The 16479-nt window shown below is 67.6% G+C and carries 17 protein-coding genes; 11 read left to right on the forward strand and 6 right to left on the reverse strand.

Going from position 1 to position 16479, the window contains the following annotated elements:
- Positions 1-250: 250 nt before the first annotated feature.
- A complete protein-coding gene (locus tag NKT36_RS14240; protein ID WP_327051719.1) occupies positions 251-604 on the forward strand; it encodes a hypothetical protein in 354 nt (117 codons plus the stop codon).
- On the opposite strand, the gene NKT36_RS14245 is transcribed toward NKT36_RS14240, so the two are convergent.
- Both NKT36_RS14245 and coaBC read right to left on the reverse strand, forming a co-directional pair.
- Positions 601-1794, reverse strand: a complete 1194-nt coding sequence (locus tag NKT36_RS14245; RefSeq protein ID WP_327051720.1) for an NAD(P)/FAD-dependent oxidoreductase — start codon at positions 1792-1794, stop codon at positions 601-603. The genes NKT36_RS14240 and NKT36_RS14245 overlap by 4 nt on opposite strands.
- A 75-nt stretch (positions 1795-1869) precedes the next feature.
- The gene (coaBC, locus tag NKT36_RS14250; protein WP_327051721.1) at positions 1870-3039 is read right to left on the reverse strand and encodes a bifunctional phosphopantothenoylcysteine decarboxylase/phosphopantothenate--cysteine ligase CoaBC; all 1170 of its coding nucleotides are present in this window, start codon (positions 3037-3039) and stop codon (positions 1870-1872) included.
- 117 nt (positions 3040-3156) lie between these two features.
- On the opposite strand from coaBC, the gene NKT36_RS14255 reads away from it, so the two are divergent.
- The 3 genes from NKT36_RS14255 to NKT36_RS14265 all read left to right on the forward strand — a co-directional run bounded on the left by NKT36_RS14255 (position 3157) and on the right by NKT36_RS14265 (position 5907).
- The gene (locus NKT36_RS14255) at positions 3157-3528 is read left to right on the forward strand and encodes a hypothetical protein (RefSeq protein WP_327051722.1); all 372 of its coding nucleotides are present in this window, start codon (positions 3157-3159) and stop codon (positions 3526-3528) included.
- Between the two features lie 152 nt (positions 3529-3680).
- The gene (locus NKT36_RS14260; protein ID WP_327051723.1) at positions 3681-5123 is read left to right on the forward strand and encodes a short-chain fatty acid transporter; all 1443 of its coding nucleotides are present in this window, start codon (positions 3681-3683) and stop codon (positions 5121-5123) included.
- Between the two features lie 115 nt (positions 5124-5238).
- Complete coding sequence (locus tag NKT36_RS14265) at positions 5239-5907, forward strand: LPXTG cell wall anchor domain-containing protein (protein WP_327051724.1); 669 nt, start codon at positions 5239-5241, stop codon at positions 5905-5907.
- A 156-nt stretch (positions 5908-6063) separates the two neighbouring features.
- On the opposite strand, the gene dnaJ is transcribed toward NKT36_RS14265, so the two are convergent.
- On the reverse strand, positions 6064-7221 hold the full coding sequence (dnaJ, locus tag NKT36_RS14270) for a molecular chaperone DnaJ (RefSeq protein WP_327051725.1): 1158 nt from the start codon (positions 7219-7221) through the stop codon (positions 6064-6066).
- 93 nt (positions 7222-7314) lie between these two features.
- A complete protein-coding gene (gene dnaK / locus NKT36_RS14275; protein ID WP_327051726.1) occupies positions 7315-9234 on the reverse strand; it encodes a molecular chaperone DnaK in 1920 nt (639 codons plus the stop codon).
- 125 nt (positions 9235-9359) lie between these two features.
- Here dnaK and NKT36_RS14280 point away from each other — a divergent pair, with 125 nt between their 5' ends.
- On the forward strand, positions 9360-9704 hold the full coding sequence (locus NKT36_RS14280) for a hypothetical protein (protein WP_327051727.1): 345 nt from the start codon (positions 9360-9362) through the stop codon (positions 9702-9704).
- Here NKT36_RS14280 and NKT36_RS14285 read toward each other — a convergent pair.
- Both NKT36_RS14285 and NKT36_RS14290 read right to left on the reverse strand, forming a co-directional pair.
- Positions 9676-10329: a nucleotide exchange factor GrpE gene (locus NKT36_RS14285; protein WP_327051728.1), complete on the reverse strand. Its 654-nt coding sequence runs from the start codon at positions 10327-10329 to the stop codon at positions 9676-9678. The genes NKT36_RS14280 and NKT36_RS14285 overlap by 29 nt on opposite strands.
- Positions 10330-10423: 94 nt before the next feature.
- A complete protein-coding gene (locus tag NKT36_RS14290) occupies positions 10424-11017 on the reverse strand; it encodes a DUF7344 domain-containing protein (protein WP_327051729.1) in 594 nt (197 codons plus the stop codon).
- Between the two features lie 453 nt (positions 11018-11470).
- On the opposite strand from NKT36_RS14290, the gene NKT36_RS14295 reads away from it, so the two are divergent.
- The 6 genes from NKT36_RS14295 (at position 11471) to NKT36_RS14320 (ending at position 16439) form a co-directional block, all read left to right on the forward strand.
- A complete protein-coding gene (locus tag NKT36_RS14295) occupies positions 11471-11833 on the forward strand; it encodes a hypothetical protein (RefSeq protein ID WP_327051730.1) in 363 nt (120 codons plus the stop codon).
- Positions 11834-11916: 83 nt separating this feature from the next.
- The gene (locus tag NKT36_RS14300; RefSeq protein ID WP_327051731.1) at positions 11917-13212 is read left to right on the forward strand and encodes an MFS transporter; all 1296 of its coding nucleotides are present in this window, start codon (positions 11917-11919) and stop codon (positions 13210-13212) included.
- Between the two features lie 61 nt (positions 13213-13273).
- Complete coding sequence (locus NKT36_RS14305) at positions 13274-13642, forward strand: DUF7541 family protein (protein WP_327051732.1); 369 nt, start codon at positions 13274-13276, stop codon at positions 13640-13642.
- A 126-nt stretch (positions 13643-13768) separates the two neighbouring features.
- Positions 13769-13978: a DUF6684 family protein gene (locus NKT36_RS14310; RefSeq protein WP_327051733.1), complete on the forward strand. Its 210-nt coding sequence runs from the start codon at positions 13769-13771 to the stop codon at positions 13976-13978.
- A gap of 57 nt (positions 13979-14035) precedes the next feature.
- On the forward strand, positions 14036-15787 hold the full coding sequence (ctaD, locus tag NKT36_RS14315; RefSeq protein WP_327051734.1) for a cytochrome c oxidase subunit I: 1752 nt from the start codon (positions 14036-14038) through the stop codon (positions 15785-15787).
- A 382-nt stretch (positions 15788-16169) separates the two neighbouring features.
- Complete coding sequence (locus NKT36_RS14320; RefSeq protein ID WP_327051735.1) at positions 16170-16439, forward strand: DUF7520 family protein; 270 nt, start codon at positions 16170-16172, stop codon at positions 16437-16439.
- Positions 16440-16479 lie beyond the last annotated feature (40 nt).

A 16479-nucleotide genomic window follows, 5' to 3' on the forward strand; every position in this document is an offset into this window, starting at 1 on the left:
AGTGACTTAAAGTTGATGCCACTTTACTCGTATTAAAATTGTCGTCGCGGCGAGGACGGGAACGGACGCGACTCGACTGCACTCCTTTCGCCCGGCGAGCAGATTCGACCCTGGCGGTCGCAGGGGATTCGACCCGATGGTTGCGGGAGAACCGACCCCGGCGGTCTGCGTCACGGCAACGCGCAGTCGCGGTGCAGGTCGCGTCCGCAAACGGTTCTTATAAAAACAGCTCCGTCGTACGTGGTCCCGTATGGTTTCGATCTTCGGCCCCATCGTCGGGTTCGTCGTCAGTCTGCTCATCGGCGCGCTCGGCATCTACGTCGGTGCGCGCGTCGTCACCGGGACCGACGACTACGGCTACGCCATCATCACGGCCATCGTCGGCTCGCTGGTCTGGTGGATCGTCGCCGTCTTCGTCCCGTTCGTCGGAGGCATCCTCGCGCTCGTCGCGTGGGTCTGGGTCATCAACGTGCGCTACCCCGGTGGCTGGGGCAACGCCATCGCCATCGGCTTCATCGCCTGGCTCTCGGTGACCGTGGTGCTGTACGTCCTGACGTTCCTGAACGTCGTCACCGCCGAGGCCTTCGGCATCCCGGCCGTCTAGTCGCTCCACCCGACCTCTTCTCCGACCAGTTCCGCGGCGTTCCGGACTGCGCCGACCGACGAGAGGTAGCCCGCGCCGACCGTCGCCTTCAGCGCCTTCGCTGCGGTGCCGGTGAGCACCGTCGGACCGACCTGCGCGACCGCGCCGTCCCCCACCGACACGAGCCATCCGGGCGAGTCGAACGTGAACGGGTCGAGTCGCGGTTCGAACAGGTCGTCGCCGCCGCGGTCGTGCTCGACGAGTCGCAGCAGGTTCGCCGCGACCACGCGCGCTTCGCGGATGGCCGCCTGCGCGCTCGCCGGCACCGACTCGCCGTCGCCGTCGACCACGCGCGCGGCGTCCCCGACCGCGAAGGTCCCGTCCCCGAGGCGCAGGTCGCTGCGCACCAGCGGGCGCTCGCCGTCGAGCGCCTCCGGCCCGCGGATGCCGCCCGTCCAGACGAACTGGTCGTACTCGACGCGGCCGTCGACCAGGTCGACCGCGTCCGCCGTCGCGCGCTCGACCGTCGCGCCGGTCCGCACCACGACGCCGCGCCGCTCCAGTTGCTCGCGGACCGCCGACTGGAAGTTGCCGGGGAACGCGGGAGCGACGTGGTCGAGTTGCTCCAGCAGCAGTATCTCGGGCCGCCCCGCGTCGGGGTCGCCGCCCTGTTCGCGCGCGAGCGCGGCGAGCTCGCCCGCCACCTGTACGCCCGACAGCCCCGCGCCACCGACGACGACGCGGGCCTCCTCCCCCGCGCCGACCGCTCCATCCCCTTCCTCGCCGTCCTCCGGTTTCCCGTCGAGTACGTCGAGGAAGTCCGAGCGGATGACCTGCGCGTGCTCGATGCGCTTCAGCGGCGTCGCGTGCTCCGCGACGCCCGGCAGGTCGTAGAACGCGGTCGTCGCGCCGAGACAGACCGCGGCGTAGTCGTACGCGAATCCCCCGTCATGCAGTTCCACCCGGTTCCGGTCGACGTCGACCGACTCGACCGTCGCCTTCAGGACCTCGCAGTCGAGGACCTGGTCGAGCGGGATGGTGATGTCGTCCCGCAGCGACGGCCAGCGGACGACGCGGTGGAGTTCGTGCTGGACGAGGTGTTCGCCCGTCTCCTCGACGACGACCAGGTCGACGTCGTCCGGGAGCCCCTGCTCCAGCCGTCGAGCGAGGGTCAGTCCGGCGTACCCGGCGCCGAGAACAGCGACCTTCATGCCCTCGAGATAAGCACGGCAGGCCCTAAAGGCGTACTCCAAACCAGACGGGGCGGGGCACCGACCCCGAAGGGCCTACTCGCGGGCCGCCAGTTCGTCGGCGAGTTCGTCCGTGACCTCGAAGCCCAGTTCGTCCTTGCTCCCGCGGTGTTCGCGGACGGTTCCCTCGCGGACGAACAGCGCCCGCGTCTCGTCCTCGCCCATCACGCTGGCGTCGTTGGCGACGACGAACGAGAGGTCGGCCCGCTCCAGCGTCTCGCGGGCCGCATCGACCATCGCGTCGTCGTCGCCGCTCGTCTCGGCCTTGAACCCGACGATGGGCAGGTCGGGGTTCGACTCGCGGACGGTGTCGATTAGCTTCGGCGTCTGCTCCAGGTCGAGCGTGAGGTCCTGGCCGGAGCGGAGCTTCTCGTCGGCTGCGTCGACGGTGTAGTCGCTGATGGCGGCTGCGGAGACGAGCGCGTCCACCGGGAGCGCGCCGACGAGGTCCTGAACCTCCTCCAGCATCTCGTCGGCCGTCTCGACCCGCCGACCGGTCGCGTAGTCGGTGTCGGGGGCGTCGTGGACCAGCGTCACGTTCGCGCCGTACGCGTAGCAGGCGCGCGCGACGGCCCGCCCCGTCTTGCCCGAGGCGCGACTGGTCAGCACGCGGACGGGGTCGACCGGCTCGCTGGTCGCGCCGCTGGTGACGACGACGTGCCTGTCTTCGAGCGGACTCGGCGTGACCGTGCGCGCGAGTTCGAGCACGATGGCGTCCTCCGTGGCTATCTTCGCCTTCCCCTCTTCCACGCGCGGAGCGACGAACCCGACGCCCCACTCCTCCAGCTGGTCGATGGCGTCGAGGACGCCGGGGTGGTCGTACATCGGTTCGTGCATCGCGGGCGCGACGAGGACGGGGACGTCGGCCCCGAGCGCCGTCGTCGCACAGGTCGTCACCGGCGTGTCGTCGATGGCGGACGCCACCTTGCCGACGGTGTTCGCCGTCGCGGGAGCGACCAGGAGCACGTCGGCCCACCCGTCGCGGCCGCAGAGCTCCACGTGCTCGACGGAGCCGGTTATCTCCGTGACGACGGGGTTCTCCGTGGCGAACTCGACCGCCCAGGGATGGAGGATGCCCTGCGCGCTGTCGGTCATGACCGCCCTGACCGACGCGCCTCGCCGCCGCAGTTCGTGGGCGAGCTCCACCATCTTCACCGCCGCGATGCTGCCCGTCACCCCCAGCGCAACGTTCACTCCGGTGAGCATTACTCGGAGTTGGGCGCGGCCGCGGCTAAATAGCCACGGGTTGACACCGGCGCCGTTCAGTCACGCCTACCTACATGTCCGAAACATTATTACTGTCGCTGGGCCAACCGGTGTGGTATGCAGAAGAATGCCACTGGCGTCGGACCGGTCCTGCGGTCCCTTTCCGGCGTCACGGCCGTCCTCCGTTCGCTCCCCGCCACCGCCCGGTACTACGTCGCACGCCTCGTCGCCTACGGGATATACGTCGGGACGAGCGTCGTCGCCATCACCGCCATCGTCGTCGGCACCGCGACGGGTCTCATCTGGGTCGGGACGAACGTCGTCCCGTCCGTCCCGTGGCTCATGGTCCTCTACCTCGTCTTCGGGTCCACCGTGCTGATGGCCGAGTTCACCGTCTTCCACCGGGCGTTCAAAGGCTGGGGGACCGTCGTCTTCCACCTCGTCCTCGGCGAGGAGGACCGCGACGAACGCCGGACGGCCCACCACTGACGGTAAGATAGGGTGTCGTCGTCACGTCGTCGCGTCCTTCCACGGCGGACGAACGCACTCGTCACGCGCCTGCGTTTCTGTCGCACGACTGTCGACTGTGCTAACGTCTGACGAACATTTATGCATTCCTGGTATGTCTCGAACCTGTAGCTATGGCAAATGCAATCAGACGTATGGCCGAGGGCAGTTCGCGCATCGTGGAGCGGTACCTCCCGGACGCCTTCCTGTTCGCCATCCTGCTGTCGTTCGTGGCGTACGGGCTGGCGTTCGCGTTCGTGCAGCCGTCGGAGACCTACGCGACGCACGCGCGACTGGTCCTGACGGACGGCTGGTACGGCGGGTTCTGGGGGCTGCTCAGCTTCGCGATGCAGATGACGCTCATCCTGATGACGGGGTACGCGCTGGCACAGACCGACCTCGTCGACGGCGTCCTGTCGCGCCTCGCCGCGGTCCCGTCGACGGAGCGGCGCGCAGCCGCGTTCGTCCCGCTCGTGGCCGCGGTCGCGTCGTTCGTCCACTGGGGGCTCGGGCTCGTCGTCGGCGCAATCTTCGCCCGCAAGGTCGCGGCGGAGATGCGGGGCATCGACTTTCCCATCATCGTCGCCGGCGCGTACTCCGGGTTCGTCGTCTGGCACGGCGGCCTCGCCGGCTCCATCCCGCTGGTGCTCAACTCCACCGCCGAGGGCGGCAACTTCCTGCTGGACGACGGCGTGCTGACCTCGACCATCGCCACCGGCGAGACCATCTTCACCGTGGCGAACCTCGTGCTGTTCGTCGCCGTTGGCCTCGTCTTCCTGCCCGCGCTCTACTACCTCATGTACCCCGACGACGAGGGGAAGAAGACGACCATCGACCCGGCACAGCTCGAGGAAGCAGCGGCGGACGGCGGCGAACCCGCGGCCGCGGTCGCCGCGCCGGCCGACGACGCGACGGTCGCCGACCGCATCGAACACTCCGCTGCCGTCGCGTGGGCCGTCGGCCTCGCCGGTATGGTCGCCGTCATCTTCTACTTCGCCGTTCCGCTGGTGAACGACGGCGTGATGCCGTGGAACAACCTGAACCTCAACATCGTCAACTTCACCTTCCTCTTCCTCGGCCTGCTGCTGCACGGCACGCCAGCGGCGTACGTCGACGCGATGAAGGAGGCCGTCGAGAACGTCTGGGGCATCATCCTCCAGTTCCCCTTCTACGCTGGTATCATGGGTATCATGAGCTACGCGCCCGAGGGGTCGACCAGCCTCGCGACCCAGATCGCCCAGGGGATGGTGCAGGTGTCGCCCGACGGCGCCCTGCCCGCAATCGCCTTCCTCACCGCCGGCATCGTCAACGTCTTCGTGCCGAGCGGCGGCGGCGAGTGGGCCGTCGTCGGCGAGACGCTCGTGACGGCGGCGCAGACGCGCGGCACCAGCGTCCCCCGGGTCGCCATGGGCGCCGCGTGGGGCGACGCCTGGACGAACATGATCCAGCCGTTCTGGGCCATCCCGCTGCTGGCCATCAGCGGCCTCTCCGTCCGGGACATCATGGGCTACTGCGTGATGGTGCTGCTCGGGACCGGTGCCATCGTCCTCGTCGGCATCACCGTCCTGCCGATGTGACGCCTCGTCCGGTCGTATCGCGGCGAGTGTTCCCGTCCTCAGTCCGTTTTCGACCGTCGGACGGCCACACGAGATAAGGCCGTTCGCACCGAGGATAATAGCGTACCCGAGCCACATGACCCGCCTCTCCCGCCGTCGACTCCTTCTCACAGTTGCAACGACCGCGTCCGCGTCTGCGTCCCTCGGCCTCGCGACCGCCCAGGAGACGACGTTCGAACTCGGGGCCAGCGTGTCGGGATGGCAGGGCCAGTCGCCCGAGTCCATCGCCGACGAGACGAACCCCACGTTACATCTCACGGCCGGCAAGGAGTACGTCGTCTCGTGGACGAACCTCGACGGCGAGAAACACACCTTCGCGATCGCCGACGGCCAGGGCGACGTCCTGAAGGAGACGAAGGTCGTCGAGGAACGCGGCGCCGTCCAGACCGTGGAGTTCACGGCGAAAGCGGAGATGACGACCTACTTCTCCCAGCTCTCCCCCGACCAGATGCGCGGGGACGTCGTCGTCCACCGGCCGACGACGACCGGGACGGCCAACGCGACCACGGGCGGAACGACGAACGCGACGACCAGCCCGACGACCAGCGCGACCACCGGGACGAAAACGACGTCGACCGCGACGACGTCGCCGGGGGACGGCACGGCCACCACGAGTCGGCCTACCGCGACGACCACCGTGGTGCCCGACACCGACAACGACGACGGTCAGCCGGGGTTCGCCGTCCTCGGCGCGCTCGGGAGCCTCGGTGCGTTCGTTTACCTGCTGCGTCGACGCGGGAACTGACGCCGCCGCTGGCTTCGTTTCGATACCCGCCGTCCGAACCGGTCGTCCGATGATGGGGGAGAGAGGACGGGAGCAACGACGACGAAGAAGGAGGCGAAAGCAGTGTCGGGAGACGCAACGACGGAACCGGCGGAGGGGAAAGGACCGTCCGCGGACTCAGAGGCTGCTCTTGATGCGCTCGAAGAAGCCCTGTTCGACGTCGACCTCCTCGCCGCCGGCCTCGGCGAACTGCTTCAGGGCCTCGCGCTGCTCGTCGTTCAGCGACTCGGGCGTGACGACCTGGACGTGGACGTAGAGGTCGCCGTTGCCACGGCGGCGGAGGCGCGGCATCCCCTTGCCCTGGAGGCGGAACGTCTCGCCGCTCTGGGTGCCGTCGGGGACGTCCATCTCGACCGACCTGTCCATCGTCGGCACCTCGACGGTGTCGCCGAAGACGGCCTGCGGGAACGAGACGGCCTTGTGGATGTGGAGGTCGTCGCCCTCGCGCTCGAAGTCGGGGTGCTCGCGCACCGACACCTCGATGAGCATGTTGCCGTTCGGGCCGCCGTTCTCGCCGGGGGCGCCCTCGCCCTCCATCTGTAGCGTCTGGCCGTCGGCGATGCCGGCCGGAATCTCGACGCTGAGCGTCGCCTCGCGCCGGACGACGCCGTCGCCGCCGCAGTCGTCGCAGGTCTCCTCGTACAGTTCGCCCTGGCCCTCACAGCGCGGGCAGGTCCGGGACTGCTGGACGCGACCGAGTGGCGTCTGCTGGACCTGGGTCACCTGCCCCTGCCCGTTGCACTCCGGACAGGTGCGCGAGTCGGTGCCCGGCGGGTGTCCCTCGCCGTCGCAGGTGTCGCAGCGCTCGGGGCGGGTGACGGTCACCTGCTTCTCGGCACCGTGGTACGCCTCTTCGAGGTCGACGGTCAGGGTCGTCCGCAGGTCGGCGCCCTGGCGCGGGCGGTTGTCGTTGCGGCCGCCGCCGCCGAAGAACTGCTCGAAGATGTCGCCCATGCCGCCGGCGCCGCCGCCCATACCGCCGCCGAAGGGGCCGCCGCCCATGCCGCCGGCACCGCCGCGGCCGTCGCCGTCGAAGCCGCCGCGCTTCTCGGCCTGCTCGAACCGCTCGTGGCCCATCTGGTCGTACGCCTGGCGCTTCTCGTCGTCGGTCAGTACCTCCTTCGCCTTCTTCACCTTCTTGAACTTCTCCTCGGCGTTCGGATCGTCGCTGACGTCCGGGTGGTACTGCGTCGCCTTCTCCCGGTACGCCTGCTGGATCTCGTCCTCGCTGGCGTCGCGGCCGACGCCGAGCACGTCGTAGAAGTCCTCGCTCATTCGTTATGCCTCGATAAAAGTCGGAGTTACTTGAAGGGTCCGTTGGCGAGTCGGTGGCGAACGGAAGCGATTCGGTAGGTCGGCGCGGGGGAGTTACTCCTCGTCGTCCTCGTCCACGTCCTCGAAGTCGGCGTCGACGTACTCCTCGCCGCCCTGCTGGTCGCCGGCAGCGCCCGCGCCGGGGCCGCCGCCCATGCCGCCAGGACCGCCGCCCATGCCGCCGGGGCCTGCGCCGGCCGCACCGGCACCGCCGGCGCCGGCCTGGGCCTGCTCCTGGTACATCTGCTTGCCGATCTCCTGGAGCTGTTCGCTCAGGCTCTCGGTGGCGTCCTCGAGGTCCTCCTTCGTCGCGTCGTCGTCCTCGAGGGTCTCCTCGACGACCTCGATCTCCTCGCGGATGTCGGCTTCGAGGTCGTCGTCGATGTTCTCCTCGTTCTCGTCGAGGAGCTTCTCGGCGCGCTGGATGGAGCTCTCGGCCGCGTTGCGCGCCTCGATGCGCTCGCGGCGCTCCTCGTCTTCCTCGGCGTGCTTCTCGGCCTCCTCCTGCATCTGCTCGATCTCATCGTCGGAGAGGCCGGCACCGCCCTCGATGGTGATCTCCTCGCTGTTGCCGGAGCCCTGGTCCTCCGCGGAGACGTTGACGATGCCGTTCTCGTCGATGTTGAACGCCACCTCGATCTGGGGCGTCCCGGCCGGGGCCGGCGGGATGCCGGTGAGGTGGAACTCGCCGAGCAGTTCGTTCTCGTTGGCGATCTCGCGCTCGCCCTGGAAGACGCGGACCTGCACGGAGGTCTGGTTGTCGGCGGCCGTGGTGAACACCTTCGACTCCTCGGTCGGGATGGTGGTGTTCTTGTCGATGAGGCGCTCGAAGAGGCCGCCCTTGACCTCGATACCGAGCGAGAGTGGGGTGACGTCGAGCAGGACGATGTCGTCGACGTCGCCGGAGAGGACGCCGCCCTGGATGGCCGCGCCGAGCGCGACCGCCTCGTCGGGGTTGACGTTCTTCTTCGGCTCCTGCCCGGTCATCTCCTCGACCTTCTCCTGGACCTGGGGCATGCGGGTCGACCCGCCGACGAGGATGACCTCGTCGATGTCGCCCTCGTCGTAGCCGGCGTCCGAGAGCGCCTGCTCCGTCGGGTCGACCGTGCGCTCGATGAGGTCCTCGGTCAGGCTCTCGAACTTCGCCCGGGTGAGGCTCTCCTCGAGGTGGACCGGTCCGTCGTCGGTGGCCGTGATGAACGGCAGGTTGATGTCGGTCTCCTTGCGCGAGGAGAGTTCGATCTTCGCCTCCTCGGCGGCCTCGGTGAGGCGCTGGAGCGCCTGGCGGTCCTCGCGGAGGTCGATGCCGTGCTGGCTCTCGAACTCCTCGGCGAGGTAGTCGATGATTGCGTGGTCCCAGTCGTCGCCGCCGAGGTCGTTGTCACCGTTCGTCGCGACGACCTCGTAGACGCCGCCGCCGAGGTCCAGCACCGAGACGTCGAAGGTGCCGCCGCCGAGGTCGTAGACGAGCACGGTCTGGTCGGACTCGTCGTCGAGGCCGTACGCCATCGACGCGGCCGTCGGCTCGTTGACGATGCGCTCGACCTCGAAGCCGGCGATCTCGCCGGCGTCCTTCGTGGCCTGGCGCTGGCGGTCGTTGAAGTACGCGGGGACCGTGATGACCGCCTTCTCGACCTCGTCGCCGAGGTACTCCTCGGCGTCGCGTTTGATCTTCTGGAGGATCATCGCCGAGATCTGCTCTGGCGTGTACTCCTCACCGTCGACCTCGACGGTGTAGTCGTCCTCGCCCATGTGGCGCTTGATGGACTGGATCGTGTCGTCGGGGTTCTGGACCGCCTGGTTCTTGGCGGGCTTGCCAACGAGTCGCTCGCCGTCGTCGGAGAAGGAGACGACCGACGGCGTGGTGCGCTCTCCCTCACCGTTGACGATGATCTCGGGGTCTCCACCTTCCATCACCGCGAACGCGCTGTTCGTGGTACCGAGGTCGATACCCAGTATCTTGTTGCTCGCCATCGTTGGTCCAAACTACCCGTTTGCGCCGGTTAAAGGTTACTAGATGCCGCGAGGTCGAGCTGAGAACCATCGCGTCGCCTGCTTGCGGTTTTGCGTTCGTGACTCGTCCCCATCCGGGAACCTTTATGACGAACCGGAACTCTATCCGGCAGTCGAGTCGCCTGGAACGAAGTCGCGGCAGGGGGAGCGTGGGCATCACGGCGTTCACCGACCCGCTGGACAGCGTCGTCACGGCGGTGGTCCACGCCGGCATCATCGCCGTCGTCCGGCAGAGAATCATCTTCACGCCGGACGACAACGCGAGCACGCAGGACGCGCTCCTGACCACTGGAATCCAGGTCGTCCTGCTGCTCACGCTCTTCCTCGTCCATCGACTGGACGACCCGGTCCGAAACTTCGCTCCCCGCCCCGATTCGTCGGGCGCTCCCCCGACGCTGCGTCCTACTCTTCGCCCTCGCCGCCGTCGCTGACGGTGATCTGGGCCGACTGCAGTACCTTGTCACCCATCTCGTAGCCGGCGCGGTAGACGTCCGCGATGGTGTCCTCGGGCTGGTCGCTGTCCACGCGCATCATCACCTCGTGACGCTGGGGGTCGACCTCGGTCCCGGGTTCGGGGTCGATCTCGTCGACGTTCTCCTCGTCGAGGACGCGGTCGAACTCCCGCAGGGTGAGCTCGACGCCCTCTCGCAGGCTCTCGACGTTCTCGTGGTCGTCTTCGACGGCGCGCTTGAGGTTCTCGTGGACGTCGAGCAGGCGCTCGACCAGGTCCTCGGTCGCGCGCTCCTCGATCTGCTCCTGGCGCTTCTTCGCCCGCTTCTTGTAGTTCTGGAAGTCGGCCTGCTTGCGCTTGAGCTTCGACTGGAGCTCCTCGGCCTCCGCCACGGCCTCCTGGCGGCCGGATTCGATGTCCACGAGGTGCTCTTCGATGTCCGCTGCGAGTCCTTCGTCCTCGATGGCGACCTTCGCGACGAGCGTCGTGCTCGTCGGGCCGAGGACGTCCTCCTCGACCGTCGCTTCCGTCTCGTCGACGCCGGCCTCGTCGGCGACGTCGCGCTGCTCGTCGTCGGACGTCTGTGCGGCCTCCTCCTCGGTCATACCTGAACGAAGCCCCCGCTCGCGTTTAAGACTTACAGAAACGACCGTCGACGGCGCTCGGCTATCGCCGACGCCCGGCCGTCGCCGACCACGGTCAGGCACTGCCACCGGGGTCGTACCGCGCCGCGGCCTGCAACAGCGCGGTCAGCGGCCACGGGACGTCGGCGAGGCCCACCATGAGCCCGATGCGCTCGTACTCGACGACGCCCGTCGTCGCGAGGAGCGGAAGGTGGGTGCGCGCCAGTTCGACGAACGCGTCCTCGTACGCGTCCTCGGGAACTTCCCCGACGTCGATGCCGCGTTCGCGCGCGGCGACGTACCGCGCGAGGTCCTCGAGCTTCACCGGCCGCGAGTCGTGCCGTGCGAGGTAGTGGAGCGCCAGTCGACGGCGACGGTCCCCCAGGAGCCGGAGCAGTGAGAACCAGCGGATAGACGTCGTCTCCTCAGGATTCGACCGCTGAACGCCGCCGCGGTCCGCGAGTTCGGCGACCTGCGACGGGAACGGCGTCCCCTCCAGTCGGTCCGGCGTGCGTTCGATAGTCAGCGTTCCCTCCGCGACCGACTCGTCGCACCGTCTCGGCAGGCCGAACGCGCGGAGCGCGTACGCGAGCGGGAACAGGACGGCTCTCGCGAGCGTCGACTGGATGCCGCTGTCGGCGTTCTCCGGAGCAGGTCGTCTGTCGGACATCGTCCTCCGCGTCGGATTCACAATGCCGCCATCGGAGTTTAAGCCCGGTCACCGTTCGTGTCGTTCACGCTCGTCCTGTCGCCGTCGGTCGGTCGCTGTCTCGATTACGCCGCCGCCGACGAGAAGTAGGGTCTCGTCCACCGAACGCAACGGAGCGAATGGCCCGACACGAGGCGTCGCTGGCGCACTCCGTCGTCGCGGTGGACGTCGACTGCCGGTCACCGTCGGCGTCCCACGGCGTCCCGAAAGCCGCGCCAGTGGCGCGTTCAACCCTCGTTCGTCCGTCGACACGACGGATTATCGCGTAACGGACGGACGCCGCGTGAGTGTAACGGTCGTTACTCGGCGAGGACGCCGCAGTTTCGGTCGTGGACGTGCCACGAACCGACGATAGAGACGGGGACGAGTAGCGGTGTCACAACCCTTTTCCGGTGTGCGGGAGAACCCGCAGGTATGGCTGAAGACGAAGCCAGCGAGAGCGAGGACAACGGCGAGGAAGAGAAGTCCTTCCGAGAGCGCGTCGAGGAGATCCGCGAGAAGCGCGCGGAGGAGGGCGAGGACGAGGACCGCGAAGAGCGCATGCGCGAGGCGCTCGGCGGCGGCGGCCCCGGCGGCATGGGCGGCGGTGGCGGCAACCCGTTCGCACAGATGATGGGCGGCATGATGGGCGGCGGCCCCGGTGGTGCCATGGGTGGCGGTCCCGGCGGCGAGAGCGAGGGCAACGAGGAGCTCGTCCGCGAGGTCCGACAGCTCCGCGACGAGGTCCGCGACGCCACGCGACAGCTCCAGCGCATCGCAGACGCGCTCGAGGACTGACCCTCCTGTCGACCGCCTTCCGGCAATCCGGTGAACGAAAGCCGGGTTTCTTATAACCCAATCGTCTATTTCGATTCGTAACAGTGTCGGGAGGGTCAGGTGGCGGATCGCTCCGCCTGTTCGGTGACCGCGAGTTCGTCGCCTTAGCCGGTACTGCGTTCGCCCGGAGCCAGGCGTACTCGACCATCCTCATCGCGCTGGCGCTGTACGCCGACATGTTCCACGCCAGCCGGACCGTCGAGGGCCTGTTCGGGACGGCGTTCGCGGTCGTCCAGCTCCTCATCGTCCTCCCGCTCGGCCGGTACATCGACACGCGCAACGCGAAGCGGTTCCTGCTCGCCGGCCTCCTGCTCAACGTCGTCGTGTTCGTCGGGTTCAACTTCGTCGACAGCATCGAGCACGTCATCCTGATCCGGACGCTCCAGGGTCTGAGCGCCAGCGTTCTCTGGCTCACCGGGACGACCGTCGTCGGCGAGATTTCCGACGAGGGCTCCCGCGGGCTGTGGATCGGTACGTACAACCAGGTCGGTGCGTTCTCCAGCCTGTTCGGCGACGTCTTCGGCGGCCTCCTCCTCTTCCTCTACGGGTTCGAGGAGACGTACGCGGTGCTCAGCGCCATCACCCTCGGCGCGTTCTTCGCCGTCCTCTTCTTCCTCCGGGACAACCCGGGCGGACGGACGGACCCAGAGGAGGCGAGCGGTCTGGAGACCATCCAGACGCTGCTGGACCGCACCGCTGTCCGGGCACTGGTGTTCTTCCGGGTCGCGTTCAGCGTCGGCAAGATGGCGGTCATCATCTTCCTGCCCATCTACGCTCGCACCGAGTTCGGCATCAACCCCTTCGTCATCGGCGGCATCATGGCCGGCGGGAAGCTGACGAAGTCGCTCACGCAGGGGAAGGTCGGCGACTGGACGGACCGCGTCGGCAACAAGTACCAGTTCATCCTCGCGGGCGCGCTCGTGTACGCGGTGGGGACTGCACTCATCCCCTTCGCCGGCATCGCCCACCAGTACGTCCCCGGGACGACGGTCCGCGCGTTCGGGGCGTCGATGGACCTCCCGGGTGCCTTCTTCGTCCTGTTCGCGGCGTACGCCGTCCTGGGTATCGGCGACAGCCTCCGACTCCCCGCGAGCATGGCGCTGTTCGTCGAGGAGGGGGAGCACTTCGACGCCGTCGCCTCCAGCCTCTCGCTGCGCTCCATCGCGTGGAAGGTCGGCCAGGTCGGCGGCCCGGTGCTCATCGGCGCCGTCTGGGACGCGACCACCGTCTGGGTCGCGTTCTGGTCCGCGTCGGCGTTCATCGTCGTCTCCTCCGTGGTGTTCGCGTCGCTGTTCAGCATCGACCCCGACCCGACCGGCGACGCCGTCGCGGGCGACTGACGCTCGCCGGCGCGACGTCGACAACGCAACCGTCAAACCGGTGAAGGTCCAACGGGAACGCATGGACGAACAACCGGGACTCTCGGACCAGTACCGAAAGTCCAGTCCGTGGCCGCTTTTCATCGCGGTCGGACTCGCGCTGTTCGAGGTGGGAATCGTGCTCGCCGACGTCCTCTTTCCCGTCGCCGTCGGGGGGATGTTGATGTTCGTCGGCAGCATCGTCGGTATCCTCCGCGAGTCGGAGTACATCGACAACCCGTGGAAGGCGATGGTCGTCTGCGCCGGCCTGGCGTTCGCGGTCGGTGGCGCTCTCTGGACGCTGACCTCGGCAGACTCGGTCCAGTTGCGCGGCACCGCCATCGTCGTCGGCGGCGCGGTCCTGCTCGTCGGCGCCATCGCCGGGTCGCTGTGGCAGCCGACGGCGGCGTAGTTGGTGCCGTTCCGACGGCTGCGCGGGAGGTGATTCCGTCTGCAATCACGACCGCTCTCCCCCGCTGTCGCGTTCCGGACGGAATCACAAACCTATTTGTTACGCCCGGGGCAACGGTCCGGTAATATGGCAGAACGCGTCTTCGACAAGGAAACGCTGCTGGACATCACGGTGAACGTCGTGCCGCTCGGTATCCTCGTGTTCTTCCTGGCGCTGTTCATCGCGTTGAACACCTGGTCGGGAAGCCTCCTGATAGACGTCCTGAGCTGGGCGCTCATCGTCGTGCCCTTCGTCCTCCTCGGTCTGTTAACCTATCTCGCCGCGCGGAAAATCTAGATAGGGCGCGGAGCCGGAACCTAACCTTTCTTTACCCTGTAGTTCTCACGGTCGTCCATGGCAGACACTGGGCAGATTGCTCTCACGGTCGTGATGGGAGTGCTCCTGCTCGCCGTCGCCGCCTTCCTCTCGCGGATCGAGGACTGGCGGTCGTACACGCCTCTCAGCGGAGGGGGGTACGGGTACGGGGAGCACTCCGGACACGCGCACGAAGAGAAGCCTTCAGGAATCATCCGCTGGTTGACCACGGTCGACCACAAGGACATCGGGATGCTGTACGGGGCGCTCGCCCTGTTCTCGTTCGCGTGGGGCGGCATCGCGGTCCTGCTGATGCGGGCCGAACTGTTCGCCCCCGGCGTCGACGTCATCGGCGAGGAGTTCTACAACGCGCTGCTGACGACCCACGGCATCACGATGCTGTTCCTGTTCGGGACGCCGATCATCGCGGCGTTCGGGAACTACTTCATCCCGCTGCTGATCGGGGCCGACGACATGGCGTTCCCGCGCATCAACGCCATCGCGTTCTGGCTGCTCCCGCCGTCGGCGGTGCTCATCTGGATCGGCTTCCCGCTCGCGATGACGAGCATCAACGTCGATCCGGCCCAGACGAGTTGGACGATGTACACGCCGCTGACGACGGCCAAGGCCAACCCCGGCATCGACTTCATGCTGCTGGGGCTGCACCTCTCTGGAATCAGTACGACGATGGGGGCGATCAACTTCATCGCCACCATCTTCACCGAGCGCGGTGACGACGTCGGCTGGCCGGACCTCGACATCTTCTCGTGGACGCTGCTGACCCAATCGGGCATCATCCTGTTCGCGTTCCCGCTGCTGGGGAGCGCGCTCCTGATGCTGCTGGCCGACCGCAACTTCGACACGGTGTTCTTCGCCGCAGAGGGCGGTGGTGCCATCCTCTGGCAGCACCTGTTCTGGTTCTTCGGCCACCCCGAAGTGTACGTGCTGGTGCTGCCCCCGATGGGCATCGTCAGCCTCGTCCTACCGCGGTTCTCCGGACGGAAGCTGTTCGGGTTCAAGTTCGTCGTCTACTCGACGCTGGCGATCGGCGTGCTGAGCTTCGGCGTCTGGGCCCACCACATGTTCGCCACCGGCATCGACCCGCGCATCCGCGCGAGCTTCATGGCGGTGTCGCTGGCCATCGCGGTGCCGAGCGCGGTGAAGGTGTTCAACTGGATCACCACGATGTGGAACGGTCGGCTCCGGCTGACCGCGCCGATGCTGTTCAGCATCGGGTTCGTCCAGAACTTCATCATCGGCGGGGTGACGGGCGTGTTCCTCGCCTCCATCCCCGTCGACCTCGTGCTCCACGACACCTACTACGTCGTCGGGCACTTCCACTACGTCGTGATGGGCGCCATCGCCATGGCCGGCTTCTCGGCGTTCTACTACTGGTTCCCCATCTTCACCGGGAAGATGTACCAGAAACGCCTCGCCCACTGGCACTTCTGGCTCAGCATGGTCGGCTCGAACGTCACGTTCTTCGCCATGCTGTTCCTCGGCTACGGCGGCATGCCGCGGCGGTACGCGACCTACCTCCCGCAGTTCGCCACGTGGCACCAGGTCGCCACCGTCGGCGCGTTCGTCATGGGCCTCGGTCAGCTCATCTTCGTCTGGAACGTCGTCGAGTCGTGGCTCGAGGGTCCCGTCGTCGAGGACCCCGACCCGTGGCACCTCGAGGAGGACGGCCTCCGCACGAAGGAGTGGGAGTGGTTCGAGAAGAAGCAGGAGACGATGCTGACGGACGGCGGCGAGGAGCAGGACGGTCCTGACGCTCCCGCGGACGACTAGGTAGCAGCGTCGACGTCGCACAGTAACCAAACCGCCCTTCTTCGGGTTCCGATACGACCAGCAGCGGTGCGCGGACGAGGTCGTCGTGGCCGCCAGTTGGCACCGAGTACACAGACAACAGTGGCTACGTGGCGTGCGTCGACGAATGCAGGACGAGACGTGGGTCGGTGCAGACGCGGTGCGTGCGTCGGTCCGAACTGTACCTGGGGTGCGGCGAAGCGGGCACGGCGCGCGGCCTACGTCGTCGCCAGGACGATCCCCATCGCGAACATGAGTACGGTGATGCCGCCGAGGACGAGCGCGAGCAGTTCTTTCTCGGTCATACGTCCTCTTGGCTTGGTCGAATGAAAAGGCTAATCCTCTGCGTGTCCAACGTTCGACCGTGCCCCAGCGACTCGACGGCTCCGCGCTCGTCGTCACGATGTACGCCATCATCGTCGCCTTCGCGGGGACGGTCGGTGCAATCATCGGCGCGCTCGCGCCAGACCTGCTCGGCCAGGAGCTCGAACCGGTGATGCTCCTCGGCGTCGTGAAGATCCAGCCGACGCCGCTCGGACTGGCCGTCTTCGGCTCGGTGACCATCGGACTCGTCCTCGGCGTGCTGCTCGTGCTGGTGATGTACGTCTCCCGGTACGACGACGCCGCCGTGTGACGCTTCGGTGGTCGCTCGTCGGTCGGTTCCCGCGGACGTT

Source organism: Halomicrococcus gelatinilyticus (assembly GCA_024227995.1).
In the GTDB taxonomy this organism is placed as follows: domain Archaea; phylum Halobacteriota; class Halobacteria; order Halobacteriales; family Haladaptataceae; genus Halomicrococcus; species Halomicrococcus gelatinilyticus.